At 70.4% G+C, this 25,474-nt stretch carries 26 protein-coding genes and 1 riboswitch; of the genes, 18 read left to right on the top strand and 8 right to left on the bottom strand.

Annotated elements, in window-relative coordinates:
• Window positions 1–25 precede the first annotated feature (25 nt).
• From lepB to AAW14_RS18185, 8 genes are all read left to right on the top strand, one after another.
• The gene (gene lepB / locus AAW14_RS18220) at window positions 26–772 is read left to right on the top strand and encodes a signal peptidase I (protein WP_265564921.1); all 747 of its coding nucleotides are present in this window, start codon (window positions 26–28) and stop codon (window positions 770–772) included.
• 13 nt (window positions 773–785) lie between these two features.
• Window positions 786–1,328 carry an NUDIX hydrolase gene (locus AAW14_RS18215; RefSeq protein ID WP_265564975.1) on the top strand — a complete coding sequence of 181 codons (543 nt, stop codon included), beginning with the start codon at window positions 786–788 and terminating at the stop codon, window positions 1,326–1,328.
• A 56-nt stretch (window positions 1,329–1,384) separates the two neighbouring features.
• A complete protein-coding gene (locus AAW14_RS18210; protein WP_003965949.1) occupies window positions 1,385–1,693 on the top strand; it encodes a DUF2469 domain-containing protein in 309 nt (102 codons plus the stop codon).
• Between the two features lie 58 nt (window positions 1,694–1,751).
• Entirely contained in the window at window positions 1,752–2,153 is a 402-nt protein-coding gene (locus tag AAW14_RS18205; RefSeq protein WP_265564920.1) for a YraN family protein, read from the top strand.
• Window positions 2,153–3,778 carry a YifB family Mg chelatase-like AAA ATPase gene (locus AAW14_RS18200; protein ID WP_265564919.1) on the top strand — a complete coding sequence of 542 codons (1,626 nt, stop codon included), beginning with the start codon at window positions 2,153–2,155 and terminating at the stop codon, window positions 3,776–3,778. Before AAW14_RS18205 ends, AAW14_RS18200 begins: the two co-directional genes overlap by 1 nt.
• Entirely contained in the window at window positions 3,775–4,935 is a 1,161-nt protein-coding gene (dprA, locus tag AAW14_RS18195; protein ID WP_265564918.1) for a DNA-processing protein DprA, read from the top strand. The genes AAW14_RS18200 and dprA overlap by 4 nt, the downstream gene beginning before the upstream one ends.
• 271 nt (window positions 4,936–5,206) lie before the next feature.
• Window positions 5,207–6,049, top strand: a complete 843-nt coding sequence (gene whiG, locus AAW14_RS18190) for an RNA polymerase sigma factor WhiG (RefSeq protein WP_265564917.1) — start codon at window positions 5,207–5,209, stop codon at window positions 6,047–6,049.
• A 332-nt stretch (window positions 6,050–6,381) separates the two neighbouring features.
• Window positions 6,382–6,939: a TetR/AcrR family transcriptional regulator gene (locus AAW14_RS18185; RefSeq protein WP_265564974.1), complete on the top strand. Its 558-nt coding sequence runs from the start codon at window positions 6,382–6,384 to the stop codon at window positions 6,937–6,939.
• Here AAW14_RS18185 and AAW14_RS18180 read toward each other — a convergent pair.
• On the bottom strand, window positions 6,893–7,543 hold the full coding sequence (locus AAW14_RS18180; protein WP_265564916.1) for a murein hydrolase activator EnvC family protein: 651 nt from the start codon (window positions 7,541–7,543) through the stop codon (window positions 6,893–6,895). The two genes, AAW14_RS18185 and AAW14_RS18180, sit on opposite strands and share 47 nt — an antisense overlap.
• Before the next feature lie 272 nt (window positions 7,544–7,815).
• Here AAW14_RS18180 and rpsB point away from each other — a divergent pair, with 272 nt between their 5' ends.
• The 5 genes from rpsB (at window position 7,816) to AAW14_RS18155 (ending at window position 12,523) form a co-directional block, all read left to right on the top strand.
• The gene (rpsB, locus tag AAW14_RS18175; protein WP_265564915.1) at window positions 7,816–8,718 is read left to right on the top strand and encodes a 30S ribosomal protein S2; all 903 of its coding nucleotides are present in this window, start codon (window positions 7,816–7,818) and stop codon (window positions 8,716–8,718) included.
• A 167-nt stretch (window positions 8,719–8,885) separates the two neighbouring features.
• Window positions 8,886–9,722, top strand: coding sequence for a translation elongation factor Ts (gene tsf, locus AAW14_RS18170; protein ID WP_265564914.1), 837 nt, complete (start codon window positions 8,886–8,888; stop codon window positions 9,720–9,722).
• A gap of 192 nt (window positions 9,723–9,914) precedes the next feature.
• Window positions 9,915–10,673 carry a UMP kinase gene (pyrH, locus tag AAW14_RS18165; protein WP_265564913.1) on the top strand — a complete coding sequence of 253 codons (759 nt, stop codon included), beginning with the start codon at window positions 9,915–9,917 and terminating at the stop codon, window positions 10,671–10,673.
• 168 nt (window positions 10,674–10,841) lie between these two features.
• Window positions 10,842–11,399 (top strand): ribosome recycling factor, encoded by a 558-nt coding sequence (gene frr, locus AAW14_RS18160; protein WP_014675285.1) that lies wholly within the window; start codon window positions 10,842–10,844, stop codon window positions 11,397–11,399.
• Window positions 11,399–12,523, top strand: a complete 1,125-nt coding sequence (locus AAW14_RS18155; RefSeq protein ID WP_265564912.1) for a phosphatidate cytidylyltransferase — start codon at window positions 11,399–11,401, stop codon at window positions 12,521–12,523. Before frr ends, AAW14_RS18155 begins: the two co-directional genes overlap by 1 nt.
• 205 nt (window positions 12,524–12,728) lie before the next feature.
• On the opposite strand, the gene AAW14_RS18150 is transcribed toward AAW14_RS18155, so the two are convergent.
• Window positions 12,729–13,082, bottom strand: a complete 354-nt coding sequence (locus AAW14_RS18150; protein ID WP_265564911.1) for a DUF6233 domain-containing protein — start codon at window positions 13,080–13,082, stop codon at window positions 12,729–12,731.
• 879 nt (window positions 13,083–13,961) lie between these two features.
• Between AAW14_RS18150 and AAW14_RS18145 the strand changes: the two genes are divergently transcribed.
• The 5 genes from AAW14_RS18145 (at window position 13,962) to AAW14_RS18125 (ending at window position 19,583) form a co-directional block, all read left to right on the top strand.
• Window positions 13,962–14,168: a hypothetical protein gene (locus AAW14_RS18145; protein ID WP_265564910.1), complete on the top strand. Its 207-nt coding sequence runs from the start codon at window positions 13,962–13,964 to the stop codon at window positions 14,166–14,168.
• 325 nt (window positions 14,169–14,493) lie between these two features.
• A complete protein-coding gene (rlmN, locus tag AAW14_RS18140; protein WP_265564909.1) occupies window positions 14,494–15,600 on the top strand; it encodes a 23S rRNA (adenine(2503)-C(2))-methyltransferase RlmN in 1,107 nt (368 codons plus the stop codon).
• 38 nt (window positions 15,601–15,638) lie between these two features.
• A riboswitch (TPP riboswitch) is annotated at window positions 15,639–15,744 on the top strand.
• A gap of 127 nt (window positions 15,745–15,871) precedes the next feature.
• On the top strand, window positions 15,872–16,909 hold the full coding sequence (locus tag AAW14_RS18135; protein ID WP_416223331.1) for a thiamine ABC transporter substrate-binding protein: 1,038 nt from the start codon (window positions 15,872–15,874) through the stop codon (window positions 16,907–16,909).
• Entirely contained in the window at window positions 16,885–18,549 is a 1,665-nt protein-coding gene (locus AAW14_RS18130; RefSeq protein WP_416223328.1) for an ABC transporter permease, read from the top strand. Before AAW14_RS18135 ends, AAW14_RS18130 begins: the two co-directional genes overlap by 25 nt.
• Window positions 18,550–18,551: 2 nt before the next feature.
• Window positions 18,552–19,583, top strand: coding sequence for an ABC transporter ATP-binding protein (locus AAW14_RS18125; RefSeq protein WP_265564907.1), 1,032 nt, complete (start codon window positions 18,552–18,554; stop codon window positions 19,581–19,583).
• Between the two features lie 71 nt (window positions 19,584–19,654).
• Here the strand turns inward: AAW14_RS18125 and AAW14_RS18120 are convergent, their stop codons facing one another.
• The 6 genes from AAW14_RS18120 to AAW14_RS18095 form a co-directional block, all read right to left on the bottom strand.
• Entirely contained in the window at window positions 19,655–20,305 is a 651-nt protein-coding gene (locus AAW14_RS18120; RefSeq protein WP_265564906.1) for an LAETG motif-containing sortase-dependent surface protein, read from the bottom strand.
• A gap of 265 nt (window positions 20,306–20,570) precedes the next feature.
• Window positions 20,571–20,978 carry a VOC family protein gene (locus tag AAW14_RS18115; protein ID WP_265564905.1) on the bottom strand — a complete coding sequence of 136 codons (408 nt, stop codon included), beginning with the start codon at window positions 20,976–20,978 and terminating at the stop codon, window positions 20,571–20,573.
• A 101-nt stretch (window positions 20,979–21,079) separates the two neighbouring features.
• A complete protein-coding gene (locus tag AAW14_RS18110) occupies window positions 21,080–22,321 on the bottom strand; it encodes a hypothetical protein (RefSeq protein ID WP_265564904.1) in 1,242 nt (413 codons plus the stop codon).
• A complete protein-coding gene (locus tag AAW14_RS18105; protein ID WP_265564903.1) occupies window positions 22,303–23,238 on the bottom strand; it encodes an ABC transporter ATP-binding protein in 936 nt (311 codons plus the stop codon). Before AAW14_RS18105 ends, AAW14_RS18110 begins: the two co-directional genes overlap by 19 nt.
• Window positions 23,239–23,470: 232 nt before the next feature.
• Entirely contained in the window at window positions 23,471–24,853 is a 1,383-nt protein-coding gene (locus AAW14_RS18100) for an aspartate aminotransferase family protein (RefSeq protein ID WP_265564902.1), read from the bottom strand.
• On the bottom strand, window positions 24,838–25,353 hold the full coding sequence (locus AAW14_RS18095) for an Lrp/AsnC family transcriptional regulator (RefSeq protein WP_265564901.1): 516 nt from the start codon (window positions 25,351–25,353) through the stop codon (window positions 24,838–24,840). Before AAW14_RS18095 ends, AAW14_RS18100 begins: the two co-directional genes overlap by 16 nt.
• Window positions 25,354–25,474 lie beyond the last annotated feature (121 nt).

Genomic DNA, 25,474 nt, shown 5'->3' with positions numbered 1-25,474 from the left:
GATCTCCGACCTGGGGAGCACTGGGATGAGCAGGACTGGTCGTACGGATGAGGGCCGCGGACGGCTCGGCAGCACGCTGTCGGGGCTGGCCGTGGCTCTCGGCTGTGTGCTCTTCCTCGGCGGGTTCGTCTGGGGCGCGATCGTCTACAAGCCCTACACCGTCCCGACCGAATCCATGACGCCCACCATCGCGGCCGGTGACCGGGTTCTGGCCCAGCGCATCGACGTCGCCGACGTCAAGCGCGGCGACGTCGTCGTCTTCCGGCAGAAGACCTGGGGCGACATGCCCCTGGTCAAGCGGGTCGTGGCGGTCGGCGGTGACACCGTCGCCTGCTGCACCGACGGCAAGCTGACCGTCAACGGCAAGCAGATCCAGGAGTCCTACCTGGCCAAGGGCCAGCCCGCGGAGTCCAGGACCATCCCCACGATCACCGTCCCCAGGGACCGGCTGTTCCTGCTCGGCGACGAGCGCAGCGGCTCCCTCGACTCCTCGGCGCATCTCACGGAAGCCTTCAATGGCACGGTGCCGCGCAGCGCCGTGGACTCCCGTGTGGACGCCGTGGTGTGGCCCATGAACGGCATGCTGGACCGTCCGACCGGCTTCCAGGCGCTCGGCCCGATCTCGTCGCCCGGACCGCTGCGGTTGATCGTCGGTGCGATCGTGGCGGGTGCGGTGCTGGTGCTGGTCGGCGGAGCGTACGGTCCCATCGCCAAGCGCACGGGCCGCAGGCGCGGCAGCGCGGTACGGACGGAGCCGGCCGGTGCCCGCTGAGGCGTCGTCGCCGCTGTCGCCTCCGTCCCCGCCCCCGTCCTCGCAGGACGGACTCGGGGGCGGGCTGCGCAAGGTGGCCCGGGTGGTGCTCCTCGACCCGGAGGACCGCATCCTGCTGCTGCACGGCCATGAGCCGGACGATCCGGCAGACGACTGGTGGTTCACGCCCGGCGGGGGTGTGGAGGGCGACGAGACACGCGAGCAGGCCGCGTTGCGCGAGCTGGCCGAGGAGACCGGCATCACGGATGTCGAGCTGGGCCCGGTGCTGTGGCGGCGGATGTGCTCCTTCCCGTTCGCCGGCCGTCGCTGGGACCAGGACGAGTGGTACTACCTGGCCCGTACGACCGGTACGCCCGGGACCGCCGCGGGCACGGCCGGGCCGAGCCTGACGGAGCTGGAAAAACGCAGTGTCGCAGGAGCACGGTGGTGGACGTGCGGGGAACTTTCCGAGACGCATGAGACGGTGTATCCGAGGAGACTCGCCGGGCTGCTGCGCAGGCTGCTCGACGAAGGTCCCCCGGCCAGGCCCGAGATCCTCGACACGGAAATCGTCTAGGGGCTCACGGGACTGGCGCACAATGGTGGGATCGCACGGCTGAAGGGGAACATGCCATGAGCGCCGAGGACCTCGAAAAGTACGAGACCGAGATGGAGCTGAAGCTCTACCGGGAGTACCGCGATGTCGTCGGTCTGTTCAAATATGTGATCGAGACCGAACGGCGCTTCTACCTCACGAACGACTACGAGATGCAGGTGCACTCGGTCCAGGGCGAGGTGTTCTTCGAGGTGTCCATGGCGGACGCCTGGGTGTGGGACATGTACCGGCCCGCTCGTTTCGTCAAGCAGGTACGCGTCCTCACGTTCAAGGACGTGAACATCGAGGAGCTGAACAAGAGCGATCTGGAACTGCCGGGCGGGTGACGGAGTTATCCACAACGCCTGAGTTTTCCACCAAGATCCACTGTGTGGAGCCGGGTGCGTGACGGTTGGCGCCGGAGGTGGTGCCGACGTGAACACCCAAAACGCACGCAGTGCACTCGGCAGGTACGGCGAGGAGCTGGCCGCCCGGCGACTGACAGCGGCCGGAATGACAGTCCTGGAGCGCAACTGGCGCTGCGGCAGGAGCGGCGAGATCGACATCGTGGCCAGGGACGGCGACGCCCTGGTCGTCTGCGAGGTGAAGACCCGTAGGGGCGGCGGCTTCGAACATCCGATGGCCGCCGTCACACCGGTGAAGGCGGAGCGGCTGCGGGGCCTCGCCGAGCGCTGGATCCAGGCGCACGGCGGGGCCCCACCGGGCGGGGTGCGCATCGACGTGGTCGGCGTCCTGCTGCCCGAGCGCGGCGCCGCCGTGGTCGAGCACGCCCGGGGGGTGGCGTGATGGGCTTCGCACGAACGTGCTCGGTGGCGCTGGTCGGGGTCGAGGGCGTGGTGGTCGAGGTCCAGGCGGACCTGGAACCGGGCGTGGCGGCCTTCACGCTGGTGGGCCTGCCCGACAAGAGCCTGACGGAGAGCCGCGACCGGGTGCGGGCGGCGGTGGTGAACTCGGGCGGCGAGTGGCCGCAGAAGAAGCTCACGGTTGGGCTCAGCCCCGCGTCCGTGCCCAAGGCGGGCAGCGGATTCGACCTCGCCGTGGCCTGTGCCGTGCTCGGCGCCGCGGAGCGGATCGATCCGCGGGTGCTCGCCGACATCGTGATGGTCGGCGAGCTGGGCCTGGACGGCCGGGTGCGGCCGGTCCGCGGCATCCTGCCGGCCGTGCTGGCCGCGGCGGGCGCGGGCTACGAGCAGGTGGTCGTCCCCGAGTGCGCCGCGGCCGAGGCCTCGCTCGTGCCCGGCGTGTCCGTGCTGGGCGTCCGCAGTCTGCGCCAGCTCATCGCGGTCCTCGCCGACGAACCCGTCCCCGACGAGGAGCCGGACGAGGCAGGGCGCCCGGATCCGCTCCTCGCCGGCCTGCGCGTGCCGGGCACGGGTGCGGCGACAGGGATCCACAGCATGGGCGCCGCGCAGCACGACCAGGGCCTGGACCTGGCCGACGTCGTGGGCCAGATCTCCGCACGCACGGCCGTGGAGGTGGCCGCGGCCGGCGGCCACCACCTGTTCCTGGAAGGGCCGCCCGGCGCCGGCAAGACGATGCTCGCGGAGCGGCTGCCCGCCATCCTGCCCGGGCTCGGCAGGGAGGAGTCGCTGGAGGTCACCGCTGTTCACTCGGTGGCGGGCCTGCTCCCTCCCGGCAAACCCCTGATCGACGTGGCCCCCTACTGCGCCCCTCACCACTCGGCGACCATGCAGGCACTCGTCGGCGGCGGTCCCGGCACCGCCCGGCCCGGCGCCGTGTCGCTCTCCCACCGGGGCGTCCTGTTCCTCGACGAGACGCCCGAGTTCAGCAGCCAGGCCCTCGACGCGCTGCGACAGCCCCTGGAGTCGGGTCACGTGGTGATCGCGCGCAGCGCGGGCGTCGTACGGTTCCCGGCGAAGTTCCTGATGGTGCTCGCGGCCAATCCCTGTCCCTGTGGGCGCTTCTCGCTGCGCGACAGCCTGTGCGAATGCCCGCCCTCGGCGATCCGCCGCTATCAGGCCCGGATCTCCGGCCCGCTCCTGGACCGGGTCGATCTGCGCGTCGAGGTCGACCCCGTCACACGCGCCGAACTCACCGGGCGCGGTGCCCTGGGCGAGTCCACCGCGACGGTCGCCGACCGGGTGCGGGAGGCCCGGGGGAGGGCGGCGGCGCGTCTGGCGGGCACGCCGTGGCGGACCAACTGCGACGTACCGGGCCGTGAGCTGCGCAGCCGCTGGCATGCCGCGAGCGGCGCGATGGACGAGGCCGAGCGCAGTCTGGAGCGGGGCATGCTGACGGCCCGGGGACTCGACCGCGTGCTGCGTGTGGCCTGGACCGTCGCGGACCTCGTGGGCCACGACCGGCCGGACACGACGGACGTAGCCCTGGCGCTGCAGTTGCGCACGGGGGTTCCGAGGGGAGTGCCGATGGCGATCGGGGCGCTGACATGAGCGCGGGCGGGGCACCGGACGGTGAGGTCCTCGCCCGGATCTTCCTCAGCCGGGTCGTCGAGCCCGGGGACGAGGCGGCGGGCCGCTGGCTGCGTGAGCGAGGGGCCGAGGAGGTGGCCCGGCGACTGCGGGAGGGCGGCCCGCGGCTGCCTGGGACGAGCGACAAGCGGTGGGCCGGGCTGCGGGCGCGGGCCGGACGGGCCGAGCCGGAGCGGGACCTGGCGGCAGCCCGGGAGGCGGGGGTGCGGTTCCTGTGCCCCGGCACGGCCGAGTGGCCCGTCCAGCTCGACGACCTCGGGGACGCCCGGCCCCTGGGACTGTGGGTGCGCGGGCGGCCCAGCCTGCGGATGTGGGCCCTGCGGTCCGTCGCGGTCGTGGGCGCGCGTGCCTGCAGCGAGTACGGCGCCCATATGGCGGCCACCCTCGGCGCGGGGCTCGCGGAGCGCGGCTGGGTGGTCGTCTCCGGTGGCGCGTACGGCGTGGACGGGGCCGCTCACCGGGGCACCCTCGCGGCCGGCGGAGCCACCGTCGCCGTGCTGGCCTGCGGAGTGGACCGGTCCTACCCGCGCGGACACACCGGGTTGATCACCAGAATCGCGCACCAAGGGCTGGTCGTCGGCGAGCTGCCGCCCGGTGATCACCCCACGCCGAGCAGATTCATCCTCCGAAACCGAGTGATCGCGGCGCTCACCCGCGGCACCGTCGTGGTCGAGGCGGCCTACCGCAGCGGCGCGCTGGTCACGGCTCGCGCGGCGCAGCGCCTCGGCCGGTACACCATGGGCGTGCCCGGACCCGTCACCAGCGGACTCTCGGCCGGTGTGCACGAACTGCTGCGCGGGGACGCCGTGCTCGTCTCCGACGCCGCGGACGTCGTCGAACTGGTCGGGGAGATGGGCGAGCTGGCCCCGGACCGGCGCGGGCCCGTCCTGCCGCGCGATCTTCTCGACCCCGCCGCCGCCCGGGTGCTCGCCGCGCTGCCGGCCCTGGGCACGGCCGCGCCCGACGACATCGCCCGTGGGGCAGGGACGACGCACGACGACGCGGTCGGGAGACTGTACGAACTCCGATCACTTGGATTCGTCGAACGACACGGCGATGGCTGGAAGTTGACACGCCAGGCGGTGACCTCGGTCCGGCAGGCTCCCGATCGGTGCTGACCGAGCGTGTTCGCCCGTCCGGGCGACCCTCGACAGCCTTGGCAATTCCCGTAGTTGACCCTTTCCGGCGATCACGCAGGGCTACGGCCGTGGCCCCGGCAGGCGCCCCATCGGGACGGTTCGCGCATGGGTGATCCCTTCCCCTTCGCACACTGCGACACCGCAGTCACGCTACGCTCACGAGGATTCCGATTCAGACAGGCATCTCGACATCAGACCGACGGCTCACTCAGGCATCCCCAGTTCACGGCAGAACGGCACAAGGCGACGAATGCCCCAGCACACCTCCGGGTCCGACCGGGCGGCGCATCCCCCAGCCGCTCGCGACGGCGGCAGCGTGCGCCCGCCCGCTCCCTCGACGCTCGACGAGTTGTGGCGGTCGTACAAGCAGACGGGGGACGAGCGGTTGCGGGAGCAGCTGATCCTGCACTACTCGCCGTTGGTGAAGTACGTGGCGGGGCGCGTGAGCGTGGGACTGCCGGCCAATGTGGAGCAGGCGGACTTCGTGTCCTCGGGGGTTTTCGGCCTGATCGACGCGATCGAGAAGTTCGACATCGACCGGGAGATCAAGTTCGAGACCTACGCGATCACGCGGATCCGGGGCGCGATGATCGACGAGCTGAGAGCGCTGGACTGGATCCCGCGGTCGGTGCGGCAGAAGGCGCGCAGCGTGGAGCGGGCGTACGCGACCCTGGAGGCGCGGCTGCGGCGGACGCCTTCCGAGGGTGAGGTGGCGGCCGAGATGGGGATCGGCGTGGAGGAGCTCCATGCCGTCTTCAGCCAGTTGTCGCTGGCGAACGTGGTTGCCCTGGAGGAGCTGCTGCATGTGGGCGGCGAGGGCGGCGAGCGGCTGAGCCTGATGGACACCCTCGAGGACACCGCCGCGGACAATCCGGTGGAGGTGGCCGAGGACCGGGAGCTGAGGCGGTTCCTTGCCCGGGCGATCAACACACTGCCCGATCGGGAGAAGACCGTCGTCACGCTCTACTACTACGAGGGGCTCACGCTCGCCGAGATCGGCAATGTCCTCGGGGTGACCGAGAGCAGGGTGAGCCAGATCCACACCAAGTCGGTGCTGCAGCTGCGGGCCAAGCTGGCCGGATTCGGCCGCTGACGGAGCCCCGCAGAAGAACTGCAGAACAACTACGGAAAGGACCGCGTGCCCTGGCGGACCCCGTGACCGACGGGTCGTGTGGCCCGGCTGTGGAGCGAGTGGCGGGTGGACCGTGCGCTCCGGCCGTCGGGGGGCGTGGTGGGTGGGCCGGGTGCTCGGGCCGTCGGGGGGCGTGGCGGGTGGACCGCGCGCTCCGGCCGTCGGGGGGCGTGGCGGGTGGACCGCGCGCTCCGGCCGTCGGGTCCGTGTTCGGCGCGTGTGGCGTGAGTGGCTCCCGTCCGCGGCGGTCCGTCCGTAAAGTGGTTGACGTGCCAAGGATTCGAGCGGCCTCCGTGGCCGAGCACCGGTCGATGCAGCGAGCCGCCCTGCTGGACGCGGCCCGGTCCCTCCTGTCCGAGGGTGGTACGGAGGCGCTGACGTTTCCGGCCCTGGCCGAGCGGACGGGTCTCGCGCGGTCCTCCGTGTACGAGTACTTCCGCTCCCGCGCGGCCGTCGTCGAGGAGCTGTGCGCGGTCGACTTCCCCGTCTGGGCGGCGGAGGTCGAGGCCGCGATGGCCGCCGCGGACGGACCCGAGGCGAAGATCGAGGCGTATGTACGGCAGCAGTTGGCGCTCGTGGGGGACCGGCGTCACCGAGCCGTGGTGGCCATCTCCGCGAGCGAACTGGACGCCGGGGCGCGCGAGAAGATCCGGGCGGCGCACGGCGGGCTCGTCACGATGATCGCCGATGCCCTGGGCGAGATGGGACACCGCGAGCCCCGGCTGACGGCGATGCTCCTGCAGGGCGTGGTCGACGCGGCGGTGCGGCGCATCGAACTGGGGGCCGCGGAGGACCCGGCCGCCATCACCGAGACGGCGGTTGCCATGGCCCTGCGGGGCGTCCGGGGCTGAGCGCCTCGGGCAACGGCACGTCGTCCACCCGCAGCAACCGGGACGGGCCGGCGCGCAGCAGCCACGGCGGCAGCAGGGCCAACGGGTCCAGATAGGTCTCCCCGCGGCGCAGGCCCCAGTGCAGGCACGGTCTCCCGCAGTGCGCACGCGCCGGTTCCAGCACGCCCAGCACCTCGCCCGGCTCCACCAGGTCGCCCTTGCCGACCGACGCGCTCACGGGCTCGTACGTCGTCCGCAGCGGCGGGTCGCCCGTCCCGGCCAGGTCGACCGAGACCACGCCCCGTCCCGCCACCTGCCCCGCGAAGCTCACCCGGCCGGCGGCGACGGCCCGCACCGGATCTCTTTCCGCCGCCGCCAGGTCCACGCCCCGGTGGCCCGGGCCGTAGGGAGTCGACTGGGGCTCCCAGCCCCGTACGACCACCGGGTGGGTGCCCACCGGCCAGACACGGGCGACGGCCGGCACCGGCACATCGGGGGCCGGCGCGCGCGGTGCGGCCGCCTCCGGGCGGGCCGACGCGCCCGCCCATGCCACAGGAGTCCATACGCCCACCGCGATCAGCAGCAGTACTGCGGACCACGTCAGCACACATCGTTTCGCTCGCATGCGAGAACGGTCCCGCACACCGGACGATCATGGCCGGGATCTGTGGACAACTGCCGGGTTGTGGACAGCGGCGTCACCCGCGACTCCGCGGGTCCCGTACACTTCTTGTGGCGATCCGGGTCACCGGGTCGACTTCGCACGCCCCGGCACAAGGCCATCACGAGGCCGGTGTCAGCGCTCCTCGGTCCTTTGCGGCACGGCGCACCGCGGGCGTCAGGCGCGAGTGCCATCCGGCACCCGCGGCACAACCGAGAACCTCAAGGAGAACGGCCATGGCCGTCGTCACGATGCGGGAGCTGCTGGAGAGCGGCGTCCACTTCGGTCACCAGACCCGTCGCTGGAACCCGAAGATGAAGCGCTTCATCTTCACCGAGCGCAACGGCATCTACATCATCGACCTGCTCCAGTCGCTGTCGTACATCGACCGTGCCTACGAGTTCGTCAAGGAGACCGTCGCCCACGGTGGCACGGTCATGTTCGTCGGCACGAAGAAGCAGGCGCAGGAGGCCATCGCCGAGCAGGCCACCCGCGTCGGCATGCCCTACGTCAACCAGCGCTGGCTGGGCGGCATGCTCACCAACTTCTCGACCGTCTACAAGCGTCTGCAGCGCCTCAAGGAGCTCGAGCAGATCGACTTCGAGGACGTCGCCTCCTCCGGTCTGACCAAGAAGGAACTCCTGGTCCTGTCCCGCGAGAAGGCCAAGCTGGAGAAGACCCTCGGCGGTATCCGCGAGATGCAGAAGGTGCCGAGCGCCGTCTGGATCGTGGACACCAAGAAGGAGCACATCGCGGTCGGCGAGGCTCGCAAGCTCAACATCCCGGTCGTCGCGATCCTCGACACCAACTGCGACCCCGACGAGGTCGACTACAAGATCCCGGGCAACGATGACGCGATCCGCTCCGTCACCCTGCTCACCCGTGTGATCGCCGACGCCGTCGCCGAGGGCCTCATCGCCCGCTCCGGCGTCGCCGCCGAGGGCAAGGGCGAGAAGGCCGCCGGCGAGCCGCTGGCCGAGTGGGAGCGCGACCTGCTCGAGGGCGAGAAGAAGGCCGAGGAGGCTCCCGCCGCGGAGACCGCCGAGGCTCCCGCCGCGGAGGCCGCCGAGGCTCCCGCCGCCGAGGCTCCCGCCGCCGAGGCTGCCGAGGCTCCGGCTGCCGAGGGCGAGCAGGCCTGACCTGGGCCGTTCGGCTGAGATGACGGCGGGTGGCGCCGATCGCGCCACCCGCCGTTCACCCACAGCCCTTAGATCTTCGTAGCCCGTAGATCTTTGGTGGACGCCCGGCGGGGCCGGGGCGGCCGCCGACTTCGAGACTTCGAACTCCGAGAAGAGATTCACAGATCATGGCGAACTACACCGCCGCCGACGTCAAGAAGCTCCGTGAGCTCACCGGCGCCGGCATGATGGACTGCAAGAAGGCGCTGGACGAGGCCGAGGGCAACGTCGAGAAGGCCGTCGAGGCTCTGCGCATCAAGGGCCAGAAGGGCGTCGCCAAGCGTGAGGGCCGCTCCGCCGAGAACGGCGCCGTGGTCTCCATCATCGCCGACGACAACTCCTCCGGCGTCCTCGTCGAGCTGAAGTGCGAGACGGACTTCGTCGCCAAGGGCGACAAGTTCCAGGCCGTTGCCCAGGCCATCGCCGAGCACATCGCCAAGAGCTCCCCGGCCGACCTCGAGGCCCTGCTCGCCTCCGAGATCGAGCCCGGCAAGACCGTCCAGGCGTTCGTCGACGAGGCCAACGCCAACCTCGGCGAGAAGATCGTCCTGGACCGCTTCGCCCAGTTCTCCGACGGCTTCGTGACGGCGTACATGCACCGCACCATGCCTGACCTGCCGCCGCAGATCGGTGTCCTCGTCGAGTTCGACAAGCCGAACACCGAGGTCGCCAAGGGCGTTGCCCAGCACATCGCCGCCTTCGCGCCGAAGTACCTCTCCCAGGACGACGTCCCGGCCGAGGTCGTCGAGTCCGAGCGCCGCATCGCCGAGGAGACCACCCGCGCCGAGGGCAAGCCCGAGGCCGCGATCGCCAAGATCGTCGAGGGTCGCCTCAACGGCTTCTTCAAGGACGCCACGCTGCTCGGCCAGCCGTACGCGCTCGACAACAAGAAGTCCGTCCAGAAGGTTCTGGACGAGGCGGGTGTCACCCTGAAGCGCTTCACGCGCATCAAGGTCGGCATCTGAGTCCGTACCGCGATCGACGCGCGGCCCCTATAGGGTCGAAAGCAGTCGTCTGCGTCATTCGCGTATGCCGTCCCGCACCATCGCGAGGCGGACGACAGCAGATCTGACGAGGAGGCCATTGCCGAGCACGGGATGCGAAACACCCCCCACCGGCAATGGCCTTCTTCGTATGTGCACCACGAGGAGATCTCCATGACCACCAAGGCCGAGAAGCGCGACGACGGCAAAGTACGCGGCCGGTTTCTGCTGAAGCTGTCCGGAGAGGCGTTCTCCGGAGGCACCGGACTCGGGGTCGACCCTGATGTGGTGCACGCCATCGCCCGCGAGGTCGCGGCCGTGGTGCGCGACGGATCCCAGATCGCCGTCGTCATCGGCGGCGGCAACTTCTTCCGCGGTGCCGAACTCCAGCAGCGGGGCATGGACCGGGCACGCTCCGACTACATGGGCATGCTCGGTACGGTCATGAACTGCCTCGCCCTCCAGGACTTCCTGGAGAAGGAGGGCATCGACTCGCGCGTGCAGACCGCCATCACCATGGGCCAGGTCGCCGAGCCGTACATCCCGCTGCGCGCCGTGCGCCACCTGGAGAAGGGCCGCGTGGTCATCTTCGGCGCCGGTATGGGCATGCCGTACTTCTCCACCGACACGACCGCCGCACAGCGCGCCCTGGAGATCGACGCCGAGGCGCTGCTCATGGGCAAGAACGGTGTGGACGGGGTCTACGACTCCGACCCCAAGACCAATCCCGAGGCCGTCAAGTTCGACTCGCTCAGCTACGGCGAGGTCATCACCCGCGACCTCAAGGTGGCCGACATGACCGCGATCACGCTGTGCCGGGACAACAAGCTGCCCATTCTGGTCTTCGAGCTCCTGGCGGAGGGCAATATCGCGCGGGCCGTCAAGGGTGAGAAGATCGGCACACTCGTGGGTGACCAGGGCAGCCGGGACTGACCGGAGACCGACCCGCCCGGTGAACCTCGACCGGGCGACGGACCCTGACCGGGGGATGGACAATGTCCTGCCGGTCGGGAACCGTGCAGGAAGAAGACGCGACGCAGCCGGCCGCAGACCGACGAGGACACAGCTGCCGGGCCTACTCAAGACACGCAGGAGCAAGTGGTGATCGAAGAGACCCTCCTCGAGGCCGAGGAGAAGATGGAGAAGGCCGTCGTGGTCGCCAAGGAGGACTTCGCCGCAATCCGCACCGGCCGTGCGCACCCGGCGATGTTCAACAAGATCGTGGCCGACTACTACGGCGCACCGACGCCGATCAACCAGCTGGCCTCGTTCTCGGTGCCGGAGCCGCGCATGGCCGTGGTGACGCCGTTCGACAAGAGCGCGCTGCGCAACATCGAACAGGCGATCCGCGACTCCGACCTGGGCGTCAACCCGAGCAATGACGGCAACATCATCCGCGTGGTGTTCCCCGAGCTCACCGAGGAGCGCCGCCGTGAGTACATCAAGGTCGCCAAGGGCAAGGGCGAGGACGCCAAGGTCTCGATCCGTTCCGTGCGCCGCAAGGCCAAGGACGCCATCGACAAGCTGATCAAGGACGGCGAGGTCGGCGAGGACGAGGGCCGCCGCGCGGAGAAGGAGCTCGACGACACCACCGCGAAGTACGTCGCTCAGGTGGACGAGCTGCTCAAGCACAAGGAAGCGGAGCTGCTCGAGGTCTGATGAACGATTCTTCCTGGGGGGCGCCGCCACAGACCGGGTACTGGGGGCCCACCGAGCAGGGGCCGGTCCAGGGGGCCGGCCCGGCGGGTCCCGCGTACGATGCGCATGACGCCCAGCAGACTCGCCCCATGCCCATCGTGCCCGACGTGCCCGAACAAGGCGGACACCAGGATGACGACCGGGGGGCTGCTCGGCTGAGCGGCCCCTTGTTCCGCGACGAGACGCCGCAGGCGTCGCCTCCCTGGGCGGCGTCGCAGAATCCGGAGCCCATGCCCGACGCCCCGCAGCCGGCGCCCGTACCGCAGAAGAAGAGCGCGGGCCGTGATCTGGGCGCGGCCATAGGGGTCGGTATCGGGCTCGGCATCGTGATCGTCGCGTCGTTGTTCATCGTCAAGGCCGTGTTCGTCGGCGTCATAGCGGTTGCTGTCGTGGTGGGCCTGTGGGAGCTGACGAAGCGGCTGGAGGAGCGCAAGGGCATCAGGGCGCCCCTCGTGCCGCTGGCGGTCGGCGGCGGGGCGATGGTCGTATCCGGATATGTGCGGGGCGCCGAGGGCGCCTGGGTGGCGATGGCGCTCACCGCACTGGCGGTCCTGGTCTGGCGTATGACCGAGCCGCCGGAGGGCTATCTCCGGGACGTCACGGCGGGTGCCTTCGCGGCTTTCTACGTCCCGTTCCTGGCCACGTTCGTCTCGATGATGCTCACGGCGGATGACGGCCCGCGCCGGGTCCTGACGTTCCTCCTGCTGACGGTCGTCAGTGACACCGGGGCGTACGCGGTCGGCTGGCGCTTCGGCAAGCACAAGCTCGCCCCGCGCATCAGCCCCGGCAAGACCCGCGAGGGCCTCGTCGGGGCGGTGGCCTTCGCGATGGCGGCGGGGGCGCTGTGCATGCAGTTCCTGATCGAGGGCGGCCTGTGGTGGCAGGGACTCCTGCTGGGCCTCGCCGTCGCGGCCAGCGCCACGCTCGGCGACCTGGGCGAGTCCATGATCAAGCGCGACCTGGGCATCAAGGACATGGGCACGCTGCTCCCGGGTCACGGCGGCATCATGGACCGGCTCGACTCGCTCCTGCCGACGGCTCCCGTGGTGTGGCTCCTGCTCGTCATCTTCGTCGGGACCGGGTGACGGATCTCCTCGTACGTCGCTGATCCGCGTCCTCCCGTCGAGGGGCTCGTCGTCCACCGGGCGACGAGCCCCTCCTCGTTGTCCGGCCAACCTTGCGGGGTACGGGTGTTGATCTCCACTGTTGATCCTCCGCCGCGCGGGTTCGGCTCTCATGACCTCTTCGGGGTCGGCGCCCTTCGCGTGGGCGGATCAGGCGGACGGTCGCCTACTCCAGGAAACCGAGCCTGGTGTCCGGACGGCAATGTGTGCAGGCCGGGACCTGCCGACGCAGCGCATCGAGCGCCTGGTCCCGTGGGACGCCGGTACACCGGCCGCTCCCGGCCACGGTCCAGCAGTCGCCCACGTGGACCGCGACCGGGTTGCTCTTGTTCCGGCCCCGCTCGATCAGCCAGCCGGGCGGAGGCGGTCGCATCTGCTCGGCCCGACGGCGCTCCTCCTCCCGGCGCTGCTCCTCGGCGATCCACCGGTCGAGCTGTGCCAGGGCCGCCGTCGCCTGCTGGACCACGACGCGACGCGCGAAGTGCAGCAGCTCCAGACGGGACAGCGAAGGATCGTTCACATGTTCGATTCTAGGGGCCGGGGAGCGCTGTGACATCCGGAGACGGCCGACGGCCGCCACGACGTGGACCCGAACGAGGCCGCCGGAGGCGGGCGGTGACGATCCCCACGCACGGCTGAGGCCCCAGGTCACACAGATGGATCTGCGACGCTGGCGCTGGTTGGCGGCTTCACATTCTTCTCTTCAAGAGCAGCCGCAAGGCGCTGCACTGACTTCATGACGCTGTACGCCAAGTCACGCAGAGAGCTCCTGAGGTGTTGCGTCAACTGGACTCGTGCAGAGGTCGCATCGATCGGGATTTCGAGCGCTCGGATCAACGAGCGAATTCTCTATACGACTTGGCATACAACATCGTGTGGTCGGCGGATGGCCTCGCGACTTCTCTGCAGATGCGGAACCGGAAGCTGCTGGGCAGCGTAATGCTGCGTCCCTGGGTACGGAAGGGCATGAGGCACACTCTCCATCACAGGTGGATCAACGGCGCGGTGGGAGATTCCTTGCGTCATCAAGGGCCCGCGCAAGGCGCGGGTCGGCCCCTTGGGCTCGGCCCCTTCGGCGCCGGCGCCGGCCCCTGGGGCCGCAGCGAGCTACGGCCCTGAGTCGAGACCTGGACGGGCAAAGCCACGGTCAGAACCATGCCTCCGGCGGGGGATCGGCCGACACCGGGATGGAGGGGGCGCGCGACCGCCGATCCACCGCCGTGCGCCGTGGCCCACGTCCGGCGAACTTCGGAACCTCATCAAGCTGGCGACGCGAATGCCCTGATTCAGGGTATTGACGTCACATCTGCGGCATATGACTATAAGCGGAACAGCGAGCGCCGAACTGTCGCCCTGTGAACCGCGCGGCGCTCCCGTCTCGGCCCGAAGGAGGGCGGCAATGAAGACGTTCAGGAGGCGCATGCCGGGCAAGAAATCGGCGGTGGCGACAATGATCCTTGGGGCGATCCTCTTCATCGCTCCGACCGCGACCGCCGCCACCGAGAGCCCGAAGCCCCAGAGCCCCACCTTCGACCTTTGCGTCCACAGCGCTGGTCCGGCGGGGCGCTTTTTCTACCCGGGCTACGCCAACGCCCCCTGCGTCTGAGTGGCGCATCGGACTGGGGCCGCTCAGTCACGCTCGGCTGAGCCCTCCTCCTGATCGGGTGGCCATACATGCCGAGTGCTGCGGGGACCGCCCAGGAACCGGCCCGCTGACCGCTAACGTGCTGGTCAGATGGGATTCGGTCGCTAGTGGGGTTGCAAATGTCAGCGTTACCGCCGCTAGCGCCAGTGGCTCCTCCGCGTCCGGCGCGGGGCCGTCTCCGGGCCGTCCGAGGGCGGCGAGCGACGACAGACGGCAGCTGCCAACGGCCACTGTACGAGCCATGGGTCGCAGGTCACGGAGTTTGATCTGAGACACTGGTAAAGCCATGCCTAAGCCCGGAGAACTCACTTTCGTCGCGCCGCGCGGAGCCAAGACGCCGCCGCGGCATCTTGCCGATCTCACGCCCGCGGAGCGCAAGGACGCGGTCGCCGCGATCGGTGAGAAGCCGTTCCGCGCCAAGCAGCTCTCGCAGCACTACTTCGCGCGGTACGCGCACGACCCGGAGCAGTGGACCGACATCCCCACCGGCTCACGCGTCAAGCTCCGGGAGGCACTGCTCCCCGAGCTGATGACGGTCGTACGGCACCTGTCGACCGATCAGGACACGACCCGCAAGACGCTGTGGCGGCTGTTCGACGGGACGCTCGTCGAGTCCGTGCTCATGCGCTATCCCGACCGGGTCACCATGTGCATCAGCTCGCAGGCGGGCTGCGGCATGAACTGCCCGTTCTGCGCCACCGGTCAGGCCGGACTCGACCGCAACCTGTCCACCGCCGAGATCGTGCACCAGATCGTGGACGGCATGCGGGCGCTGCGCGACGGGGAGATCCCGGGCGGCCCCGCACGGCTGTCCAACATCGTCTTCATGGGCATGGGCGAGCCCCTCGCCAACTACAAGCGTGTCGTCGGCGCGATCCGGGCCCTCACCGATCCCGAGCCGGACGGGCTCGGGCTCTCGCAGCGCGGGATCACCGTGTCGACGGTGGGCCTGGTGCCCGCCATCCACCGGTTCGCCGACGAGGGCTTCAAGTGCCGTCTCGCCATCTCCCTGCACGCGCCGGACGACGAGCTGCGTGACACCCTCGTCCCCGTCAACACGCGCTGGAAGGTGCGCGAGGTGCTGGACGCCGGGTTCGAGTACGTCGCCAGGTCCGGACGGCGGCTGTCCATCGAGTACGCCCTCATCCGGGACATCAACGACCAGGCCTGGCGCGGTGACCTGCTCGGACGACTGCTCAAGGGCAGGCCCGTCCACGTCAATCTCATCCCGCTGAACCCGACGCCCGGCTCCAGGTGGACAGCCTCCCGCCCCGAGGACGAGAAGGCGTTCGTGGAGGCCATTGCCGCGCATGGCGTGCCGGTCACCGTCCGGGACACCCGCGGTCAGGAGATCGACGGGGCGTGCGGCCAGCTCGCGGCCACCGAGCGGTAGTCTGAGGCCCGCACATCTTCATATCCGTACACACCTTCATATTCCGACAGGGGAGCGCCACAGCGCTGAGAGTGCGGTAGCGACCGCAGACCCTCTGAACCTCGCCCAGGTCATTCTGGGTAGGAAGTTCGGTCTTCACTCGAGCTGTTGCGCCCTGCCCGGGAACCCGTCGGGGACCCGGGCAGGGCCGCGTCTCTTCCTGGTCACCCCAGGAGGAAAATCAGTGAGCATCACCGGTAGGCAGCTCGCGGCCGTGGCCGTCGGGCTGGGCATGGTCACGCTGTCCGCGTGCGGGTCGTCCGGCTCCGCGAGCGGGAGCGGCGGCGACTCCAAAACCGTGACCCTCGTCAGCCATGACTCGTGGGCCGCCTCGAAGAGCGTCATATCCGAGTTCGAGAAGCAGTCCGGGTACACCGTCAAAGTCCTCAAGGACGGCGACGCCGGCCAGGCCGTCAACAAGGCGATCCTCACCAAGGACAACCCGCAGGGCGACGTCTTCTTCGGCGTCGACAACACGCTGCTGTCACGAGCGCTCGACAACGGGCTCTTCCAGCCGTACGAGGCGAAGGGCTCCAGCCTGATCGCGCCCCAGTACCGCGTCGACCAGGCGAAGCACCGGGTCACGCCCATCGACTCCGGCGACATCTGCGTCAACTACGACAAGGCCTACTTCAGCGCGCACAAGCTGACGCCGCCCCAGTCCTTCGACGACCTGACCAAGCCCGCGTACAAGAACCTCCTCGTCACGGAGAACGCGTCCACGTCCTCGCCGGGCCTCGGCTTCGTTCTCGGCACCGCCGCCAGGTACGGCGCGTCCGGCTGGCCGGACTACTGGAAGAAGCTCAAGGCCAACGGTGTGAAGGTGGTCGACGGCTGGGAGCAGGCGTACAACCAGGAGTTCTCCGGTTCGGCGAGCGGCAGGAAGGCCAAGGGCGACCGGCCGCTCGTCGTCTCCTACGCCTCCTCGCCGCCGGCGGAGGTCGTCTACGCGAGCCCCCGGCCCAGCACCGCGCCGACCGGCGTCGCGACCGGCACCTGCTTCCGGCAGATCGAGTACGCGGGCCTGCTGAGCAACGCGCACAACAGCAAGGGCGGCAAGGCGTTCCTCGACTTCCTGATCACCAGGCGGTTCCAGGAGGACATGCCGCTCAACATGTACGTGTACCCCGTGGTGGAAGGCGCGAAGGTGCCCAAGGAGTTCACGGAGTACGGCCCGCAGGCCAAGAACCCCGAGACGATGGACCCGGCCACGATCGCCGCCAACCGTGACCAGTGGGTCAAGGCGTGGACGTCACTCGTACTGAAGTGACCCCGCGGACCCGGCGCGGTGCGGCGCGGTTCGGGCTCATGGCCCTGCCCGTCGTGTTCTTCGCGGTCTTCTTCGCCTACCCCGTCGCCGCGATCGTCGCGCGCGGTCTGCAGGTCGACGGGGTGTGGCGTCTGGGGCGTGTCGTGGACGTGCTCGCGCAGCCCGACATCCGGCATGTGCTGTGGTTCACGACCTGGCAGGCACTCGCCTCGACCGCGCTCACCCTGCTGGTCGCGCTGCCCGGCGCGTATGTCTTCGCGCGCATGGACTTCCCGGGCAAGCAGGCGCTGCGCGCGGTCGTCACGGTCCCGTTCGTGCTGCCGACGGTCGTCGTCGGTACGGCCTTCCTGGCGCTCGTGGGCCGTGGCGGACTCCTCGACGGTCTGTGGGGCGTGCGCCTCGACACGACGGTGTGGGCGATCCTGCTCGCCCACGTCTTCTTCAACTACGCGGTCGTCGTCCGTACGGTAGGGGGCCTGTGGGCACAGCTCGACCCGCGCCAGGAGGAGGCGGCACGCGTGCTCGGCGCCTCCCGCCTCGCGGCCTGGCGGAAGGTGACGCTGCCCGCGCTGGGCCCGGCCGTGGCGGCCGCCGCGCTGATGGTGTTCCTGTTCACCTTCACCTCCTTCGGCGTGGTACAGATCCTCGGCGGCCCCACCTTCTCCACCCTGGAGGTGGAGATCTACCGCCAGACCTCGGAGATCTTCGACCTGTCCACTGCCGCGGTGCTGACGATCGTCCAGTTCGGAGCGGTGGGCGCGATCCTCGTCGTGCACGCCTGGACCGTGCGCCGCCGGGAGGGCGCACTGCGGCTGGTCGACGCCTCCCTCACGGCGGGCAGGCCGCGCGGGGCGGGCCAGTGGGCGCTGCTCGGCTCGGTCCTCGCCACCGTCGCCGTCCTGCTCGTGCTGCCGCTCGCCGTCCTCGTCCAGCGGTCCCTCGACGCGCCCGGGTTCGCGTACTACCAAGCGCTGACGCATGCGGACGGCGGGACGTTCCTTGTCGCGCCCATCGACGCTATCGGCAACTCGCTCCGGTACGCCGCCGTCGCCACGCTCATCGCCGTGCTGATCGGAGGGCTCGCCGCCGCGGCCCTCGCGCGCAGGGGCGCCGGCCGTCTGGTCCGGGGCTTCGACGCGCTGCTGATGCTGCCGCTGGGTGTGTCCGCCGTGACCGTCGGCTTCGGTTTCCTCATTGCCCTCGACAAGCCGCCGCTGAACCTGCGCGGTTCCTGGATCCTGGTCCCGCTCGCGCAGGCGCTGGTGGGCGCCCCCTTCGTCGTACGCACCATGCTGCCGGTCCTGCGGGCCGTGGACGAGCGGCTGCGGGAGGCGGCCGCCGTGCTCGGTGCCCCGCCGTGGCGGGTGTGGCGGGAGGTCGATCTGCCGATCGTGCGGCGGGCACTGCTCGTCGCGGCCGGGTTCGCGTACGCCGTGTCCCTGGGCGAGTTCGGGGCGACCGTGTTCATCGCACGGCCCGACAACCCGACGCTGCCCGTCGCGGTGGCGCGACTGCTCGGCCGGGCCGGCGACCTCAACTACGGCCAGGCGATGGCCCTTTCGACGATTCTGATGGTGGTGTGCGCGGTGGCGCTGCTGGTCCTGGAGAGGCTGCGTACCGACCGGACGGGGGAGTTCTGACGATGCTCGGGCTTGAGGGAGCGACCGTGCGCTTCGGGGGGCGCGCCGCGCTCGACGGGGTCGACCTCGACGTCGCCGAGCACGAGGTCGCGTGCGTGCTCGGGCCGAGCGGCAGCGGCAAGTCGACGCTGCTGCGAACCGTGGCCGGTCTGCAGGGCCTGGATGCCGGGCGGGTGTTCCTCGACGGCCGGGACCTGACCGGGGTGCCCGCGCACCGGCGCGGCGTCGGACTGATGTTCCAGGACCACCAGCTGTTCCCGCAGCGGGACGTGGGCGCGAACGTCGCCTTCGGCCTGCGTATGCGGGGCGCCGCGCGCGCCGAACAGGACGCCCGGGTACGGGAGTTGCTGGACCTGGTGGGGCTGCCCGGGGCCGCGCGCCGGGCCGTCGCGGCGCTCTCCGGCGGCGAACAGCAGCGTGTCGCGCTCGCCCGCGCCCTCGCCCCACGGCCGCGGCTGCTGATGCTGGACGAACCGCTGGGCCAGCTCGACCGTTCGCTGCGCGAGCGCCTCGTGGTCGAACTGCGTGATCTCTTCGGACGGTTGGGCACCACCGTGCTCGCCGTCACCCATGACCAGGGGGAGGCCTTCGCGCTGGCCGACCGGGTCGTCGTGATGCGCGACGGGCGTATCGCCCAGTCCGGTACGCCCCTTGAGGTGTGGCAGCGGCCCGCGGACGAGTTCGTGGCGCGCTTCCTCGGCTTCGACAACGTGGTGGAGGCGACCGTTGCGGGTCGGACGGCGGACACGCCGTGGGGCAAGGTCCCCGTCCCGGAGGGCTCGCCGCAGGGACCGGGCACGCTGCTCGTCCGGCCGGCGGGCGTACGGCTCGTGGACGCGTCCGAGGGACTGCGCTGTACCGTAGCCGCACGTACCTTCCGCGGCACCCATGTCGCCGTCCACCTGATGCCGGAACAGTCGCCCCGGCTGGAGGCGGCATGCCCGCTGCGCGCGGCCCCGGAGCCCGGTGACGAGGTCGGGGTCGTGTTCGACGCGGCGGAAGTCGTCGTCCTCGGGGACGCTTCCCGGGCGTAGGCACACGGCGTGGACAGCGGCCCGCCCCCTGAGGGGGCGGGCCGCTGTCGCTCGTACGGTCGGTGAAGACGTCAGTCGGACTTCGACGCGCTGCGACGGCGCATGCCGAAGAACACCGCGCCGCCGCCGATGACGACCAGGCCGCCGGCGATACCGGCGATCATGGGCGTGCTGGAGCTGGCGCCGGTCTCGGCCAGGTTCGAGCTGCCGGCCGCCGGCGAGGGGGAGTTGTCCCCGGTGGCGGCGGGGGCCGTGCTGCCCGGCGACGACGGCGCGGACGACGGCGTGGCGGACGAGGACGGGGTCGCAGTGGCCGACGGCTTCGGGGTACCGGAGGCCGGCGGAGTGGTCGCCGAGGCCTTGCAGGCCAGGGAAGGCGTGATCAGGTTCGGCGTGAGGTCCTGGTCGAGGATGCCCTTCACGGTGATGCGGACGCGGTACTCGGCCTTGGACGTCCAGTCCTCGGGAAACGTGATGGTCGCGCCCTTGCCGGTGAGCTTCTGCTCGCCGACCTTCTTGGCGTCCGCGCCGTTCGACTCGAGGTAGACCGCGACGACCGCCTTCTTGCCCGAGATGTCCTTGTCGGTGACGGTGATGCTGCCCTTCCCGTTGGCGTCGCAGGAAGCGGCGGCCGAGAAGTCCTGGATGGTGCACGCGAGCGCGTTGCCGGCGGCGCCGAGCGCGAGCGCGGCGGCGGCGGAGGCGACGCCGATGATGCGCACCGATCGTGCGGTGCGGGAGGATCGGAAGGATATGGACACGATTGCCCTTCGCGGGATGCGCAACTGCGGGGGGTTCGAGGGACGTTGCTGCAACAACAGCATCCCCAAGTGGCTCACAGGTCTATAAGCGGCGGCTCAGGGCTGTCAACGCCGATGTCCGGCATGCCCGTCGTCTTTTGCCCGCCCATTAACCACCCGCGCGTTTGAACGCGGCCCGAGCCTCCTCAACCCACCGCCGGTGCGCCCTTGTTCATCCCCCGCGAGCTCAGCCCTGGACCGCTGCCGGGTCCATCCACATGACTTCCCAGGTGTGGCCGTCCAGGTCGTCGAAGGCGCGGCCGTACATGTAGCCGTGGTCCATCGCCTCCCGGTTGCCCGTGCCGCCCGCCGCGAGCGCCCGGTCGACCAACTCGTCGACCTTCTCCCGGCTTTCGGCGCTCAGGCAGATCAGCACCTCGCTGGTCTTCGTGGCGTCCGCGATCTCCTTGGTGGTGAAGTCGGCGTAGCGCTGCTTGCCCAGCAGCATCGCGATGATCGTGTCGCTGATGACGACACAGGCACAGTCGTCCGTCGTGAACTGCGGGTTGATCGTGTAGCCGAGCAGGGTGAAGAACTTCTTCGACGCCTCGACGTCGACGACGGGCAGGTTCACGAAGATCATCTGCTGGTACATGAGCGGTCTCTCCCGGTCGTGAGGTGGTCCATGCGCAGAGATGGACCGGGCGCCGACGCGAAACTCATCGGCCCGAGACGAGGAAACTTCGCCGCCGCGTCTCAGCCCGCCGCCGGCATTGCGGCCAGCACCGCGACCGCCCACGTCAGCGGCGCGAACACCACCACCAGGGCACCGGCGCGCAGCAGCGCCGCGGTGCGCAGCATCGTGGTCGGCGCGCCCAGCCGTCCCAGGGCGGCGAGGGTGTCGGCCCGTGCCTGTCTCGCCTCCAGCGCGGCCGTCGCCAGGGTCGCCACCGTGCAGCCCGCCACGAGCACTGCGCCCAGGGTGGTGAGCGGCCCGAAGGACGGGCGCGTCTCGGCGTACTGCGTCGCCAAGACGTACGCCCCGGACGCCACCGCGCACACCACCCCGAGCGGCCGCCCGATCCGCCGCGCCTCCTCCTGCAGACCGCGCCCGGCGAGCAGCCGCACGGCGCCGGGGCGCACGGCCTGCAACAAGTGGCCGCACAGATGGGCGAGAGCGGGCCCGGCCAGCGCCAGCCCCAGCGCGGTCAGCGCCCAGCCCGCCAGGACGGTGGCGGGGCCGCCCGAAACGCCGCCGGGCAGGCGCAGGCCCGGCGCCCCGTCCGAGCGGCTCGCCTGGGTCTCCACGGCGAGCCCCGCGGCGAGGGCGGCCACACCCCAGGGGAGGCCGCCCGGGGTGGGCCGGGGAGCCGTGGGCAGGTCGGGGAGCGGGGCCTGGTCCCGGAGGTCGCCGGGCTGCGCGTCCGTGGCGTCGTCGGTGCCGGAGGCGGCCTGGGCATCGCCGTGGGCGGCGCGAGGCAGCAGTGCGTCCGCCGGGCGCAGCGCCAGCGCGCTCGCCAGGGACGCCGCGAGCGGTACCAGCGCGAGCAGCGTGAGCGCCGCGGGCAGCGGCAGGGACTGGTCCGCGGCGAGGAACCCCGCCGTCGGGCCGACGAAGGGCAGCCCCGTCGGGCCCCCGCGCAGGTGCAGGAAGAGCAGCAGCGCGAGCAGTGAGCCCAGCGCGGTCGACAGGGCCGTGGTCACCGCGGAGAGGGCCATCAGCCGGACCGGGCCGAGGCCGATCGCCGCAAGACCGCTCCGCGGGCGGGTGCCCGGATCCGTACGGGCGACGGCGACCGCGAAGTACACCGTGGCGGCGACGGGCGCGAGGCACCAGGCCAGCCGCAGCGTCGAGGTGGCCGACGCTCCCGGATGCCCCAACGCGTACCCCAGCGTGCACAGCAGCAGGAAGCCCGTGCCCGCGGAGGCCGCGGTGACCAGGAGCCGGCGGAGCTGGACCAGGGGGCGGGCCCCGCGGGCTAGACGGAGAGCGAGCACTCTGTGTGGCCTTCCGAATCGGGGGAGACCTGGCTTTGCGGTTCGGGGGAGGCCCGGTCTTCCGGTCGGGCCCAGGCCTGGTCATCCGGTCGGGCCGAGGCCTGGCCTTCCGTCTCGGGGGAGGCCTGGTCTTCCGTCTCGGGGGAGGCCTGTCCCTCCGATGAGGGGGAAGCCCCCTCTGCCGGTGCTTTCGGTTCTTCCGGTTCCTCCGGTCCGGGGGAGAGCGGTGGCAGATGGACGGTCTTCACACACCGTCCGTCCAGCAGGGACACCGTGCGGTCCGCGACGTCCGCGGCGTCCGTGTGGTGTGCGGCCAGGACGACCGTGATGCCGTGCGAGCGGGCCGCCGTGGTCAGCGTTCGCAGCACCTGGGCGCCGTCGGCGCGGTGCAGTGAGGCGGTCGGCTCGTCCGCGAAGAGCACGGTCGGGCACGCGGCGAGCGCCCGTGCGACGGCGATGCGCTGCCGCTCGGCCCGGGACAGCTCGGAGGGACGCTTACGGGCACAGCCGCCGATGTCGAGCCGGTCCAGCCACTCCAGGGCCCTCGTCTTGGCCAGACGGCGGCTCGTGCCGCGCAGCATCAGCGGCAGGGCCGCGTTCTCCCAGGCGTTCAGCTCGCCGAGGAGGACGGGCACGGGATCGATCCAGCCGAAGCGCTCGCGGCGCAGCCGCTCACGGGTGACCGCGCCCATCGTGTGCACCGGTGTGCTGTTGAACCAGACCTCGCCCCGCTGGGCGGGGAGGAGACCAGCGAGACACTGCAGCAGGGTCGTCTTGCCGCTGCCCCGCGGCCCGGTGACGGCCAGGATCTCCCCCTCGCGCACGCCCAGCGAGACACCGCACAGCGCGGGCGAGCCGTTGTGCTGGAAGTGCAGGGCGCGTGCCCAGAGCACGTCGTTGTCCGGCGGGGCCACCATCGCGTACACCTCGGTTCAGATCCGTTTTCCCGTACCGGTCCCCGCCCGGGGGACCCGTTCGGGGGAACGAAGGCAGGGCCGATCGGTCACTTCGCACGCTAGGCAGACGGCGCCGTGAGGCCGGACAGCAACGGCCCCGCACCGCCCGTTTCTCACTCGAACGGGCGGCACGGGGCCGTCTTTTGATCATCCAGAAGGAAGATCGGGGCGCCGAATGGGGACCCCTGGTGACTCAGAGCTTGGTCCACGCCTCCGTCAGCGTCGCGCGCAGGATCTGCTCGATCTCGTCGAACGTCTCCTGGTCGGAGATCAGCGGCGGGGCGAGCTGGATGACCGGGTCGCCGCGGTCGTCGGCACGGCAGTACAAGCCGTTGTCGAACAGCGCCTTCGACAGGAAGCCGTACAGGACGCGCTCGGTCTCCTCGTCGTTGAAGGACTCCTTGGTCGTCTTGTCCTTGACCAGCTCGATGCCGTAGAAGAATCCGTTGCCGCGGACGTCGCCGACGATCGGCAGGTCGTGCAGCCTCTGCAGCGTCGTGAGGAACGCGGACTCGTTGTCGAGGACGTGCTGGTTCAGGCCCTCGCGTTCGAACAGGTCGAGGTTCGCGAGGCCGACCGCGGCCGACACCGGGTGGCCGCCGAAGGTGTAGCCGTGCAGGAAGGTGTTGTCGCCCTTGTAGAACGGCTCGGCCAGGCGGTCGGAGACGATGCAGGCGCCGATCGGGGAGTAGCCCGAGGTCATGCCCTTGGCGCAGGTGATCATGTCCGGGACGTAGCCGAACTTGTCACAGGCGAACATGGTGCCCAGGCGGCCGAAGGCGCAGATGACCTCGTCCGACACGAGCAGCACGTCGTACTGGTCGCAGATCTCGCGCACGCGCTGGAAGTAGCCGGGCGGCGGCGGGAAGCAGCCGCCTGCGTTCTGCACCGGCTCCAGGAAGACCGCCGCCACCGTCTCCGGGCCCTCGAAGAGGATCTGCTGCTCGATCTGGTCGGCGGCCCAGCGGCCGAAGGCCTCCGGGTCGTCGCCGAAGATCGGCGCGCGGTAGATGTTGGTGTTCGGCACCTTGTGCGCGCCCGGGACCAGCGGCTCGAAGGGGGCCTTCAGGCCCGGCAGACCGGTGATGGACAGGGCACCCTGCGGGGTGCCGTGGTAGGCGACCGCGCGGGATATGACCTTGTACTTGGTGGGCTTGCCGACCAGCTTGAAGTACTGCTTGGCGAGCTTCCAGGCGGTCTCGACCGCCTCGCCGCCGCCGGTGGTGAAGAAGACCTTGTTCAGATCGCCCGGCGCGTAGTCGGCGAGACGTTCCGCCAGCTCGACGGCCTTGGGGTGGGCGTACGACCACACCGGGAAGAACGCCAGCTCCTGCGCCTGCTTGAACGCCGTCTCCGCGAGCTCGGTGCGGCCGTGGCCCGCCTGGACCACGAACAGACCGGCCAGACCGTCGAGGTAGCGCTTGCCCTTGTCGTCGTAGATGTAGGTGCCTTCGCCCCGGACGATGGTGGGGACGGGCGCGTTCTCGTACGAGGACATGCGGGTGAAGTGCATCCACAGGTGGTCGTACGCGGTCTTGCTGAGGTCCTTGGTGCTCACGGCTATCGGGTTCCCCACATGTAGGTCTGCTTCTTGAGCTTGAGGTAGACGAAGCTCTCGGTGGAGCGCACTCCGGGGATGGCCCGGATGCGTTTGTTGATGACGTCCAGCAGGTGGTCGTCGTCCTCGCAGACGATCTCCACCATCAGGTCGAAGGAGCCTGCGGTCATCACCACGTACTCGCATTCGGACATGGCCGTCAGGGCGTCGGCGACGGACTCCACGTCACCCTCGACGTGGATCCCGACCATCGCCTGCCTGCGGAAGCCCACGGTGAGCGGGTCCGTGACGGCGACGATCTGCATCACGCCCTGGTCGAGCAGCTTCTGGACGCGCTGGCGCACGGCCGCCTCGGAGAGGCCGACGGCCTTGCCGATCGCGGCGTACGGGCGGCGCCCGTCCTCCTGGAGCTGCTCGATGATGGCGAGGGATACGGCGTCCAGCTGGGGGTTGCCGTTCCTGGACTCGCGGGAGTCCCTCTGGTCTGCGCTTCGACTGGCCACGAACTCACTCTGCACGACGTCTCGACAGTTACGCAAGGCTCGATCGATGAAATTCGTTGTAGACGTATGAGAAGACTGCGGATTTCGCAGCTCTGGCGCGATCGGGGCTGTTGAAAACGTCGGGCCACGCACTAGG

Origin of the sequence: Streptomyces hygroscopicus (assembly GCF_026168105.1) — a bacterium.
Classification (GTDB): domain Bacteria; phylum Actinomycetota; class Actinomycetes; order Streptomycetales; family Streptomycetaceae; genus Streptomyces; species Streptomyces hygroscopicus_D.
Note: the sequence above shows the minus strand (reverse complement) of the source record. Positions and strands in the feature narration are given on the sequence as shown.

Coding starts and splice junctions, on each gene's coding strand:
- AAW14_RS18180 (WP_265564916.1), bottom strand. CDS start 7,543: ATGCGAGCGAAACGATGTGTGCTGACGTGGTCCGCAGTACTGCTGCTG.
- rpsB (WP_265564915.1), top strand. CDS start 7,816: ATGGCCGTCGTCACGATGCGGGAGCTGCTGGAGAGCGGCGTCCACTTC.
- AAW14_RS18155 (WP_265564912.1), top strand. CDS start 11,399: ATGAACGATTCTTCCTGGGGGGCGCCGCCACAGACCGGGTACTGGGGG.
- lepB (WP_265564921.1), top strand. CDS start 26: ATGAGCAGGACTGGTCGTACGGATGAGGGCCGCGGACGGCTCGGCAGC.
- tsf (WP_265564914.1), top strand. CDS start 8,886: ATGGCGAACTACACCGCCGCCGACGTCAAGAAGCTCCGTGAGCTCACC.
- AAW14_RS18105 (WP_265564903.1), bottom strand. CDS start 23,238: ATGGTGGCCCCGCCGGACAACGACGTGCTCTGGGCACGCGCCCTGCAC.
- AAW14_RS18200 (WP_265564919.1), top strand. CDS start 2,153: ATGGGCTTCGCACGAACGTGCTCGGTGGCGCTGGTCGGGGTCGAGGGC.
- AAW14_RS18135 (WP_416223331.1), top strand. CDS start 15,872: ATGGTCACGCTGTCCGCGTGCGGGTCGTCCGGCTCCGCGAGCGGGAGC.
- AAW14_RS18125 (WP_265564907.1), top strand. CDS start 18,552: ATGCTCGGGCTTGAGGGAGCGACCGTGCGCTTCGGGGGGCGCGCCGCG.
- AAW14_RS18115 (WP_265564905.1), bottom strand. CDS start 20,978: ATGTACCAGCAGATGATCTTCGTGAACCTGCCCGTCGTCGACGTCGAG.
- dprA (WP_265564918.1), top strand. CDS start 3,775: ATGAGCGCGGGCGGGGCACCGGACGGTGAGGTCCTCGCCCGGATCTTC.
- pyrH (WP_265564913.1), top strand. CDS start 9,915: ATGACCACCAAGGCCGAGAAGCGCGACGACGGCAAAGTACGCGGCCGG.
- AAW14_RS18210 (WP_003965949.1), top strand. CDS start 1,385: ATGAGCGCCGAGGACCTCGAAAAGTACGAGACCGAGATGGAGCTGAAG.
- rlmN (WP_265564909.1), top strand. CDS start 14,494: ATGCCTAAGCCCGGAGAACTCACTTTCGTCGCGCCGCGCGGAGCCAAG.
- whiG (WP_265564917.1), top strand. CDS start 5,207: ATGCCCCAGCACACCTCCGGGTCCGACCGGGCGGCGCATCCCCCAGCC.
- AAW14_RS18145 (WP_265564910.1), top strand. CDS start 13,962: ATGAAGACGTTCAGGAGGCGCATGCCGGGCAAGAAATCGGCGGTGGCG.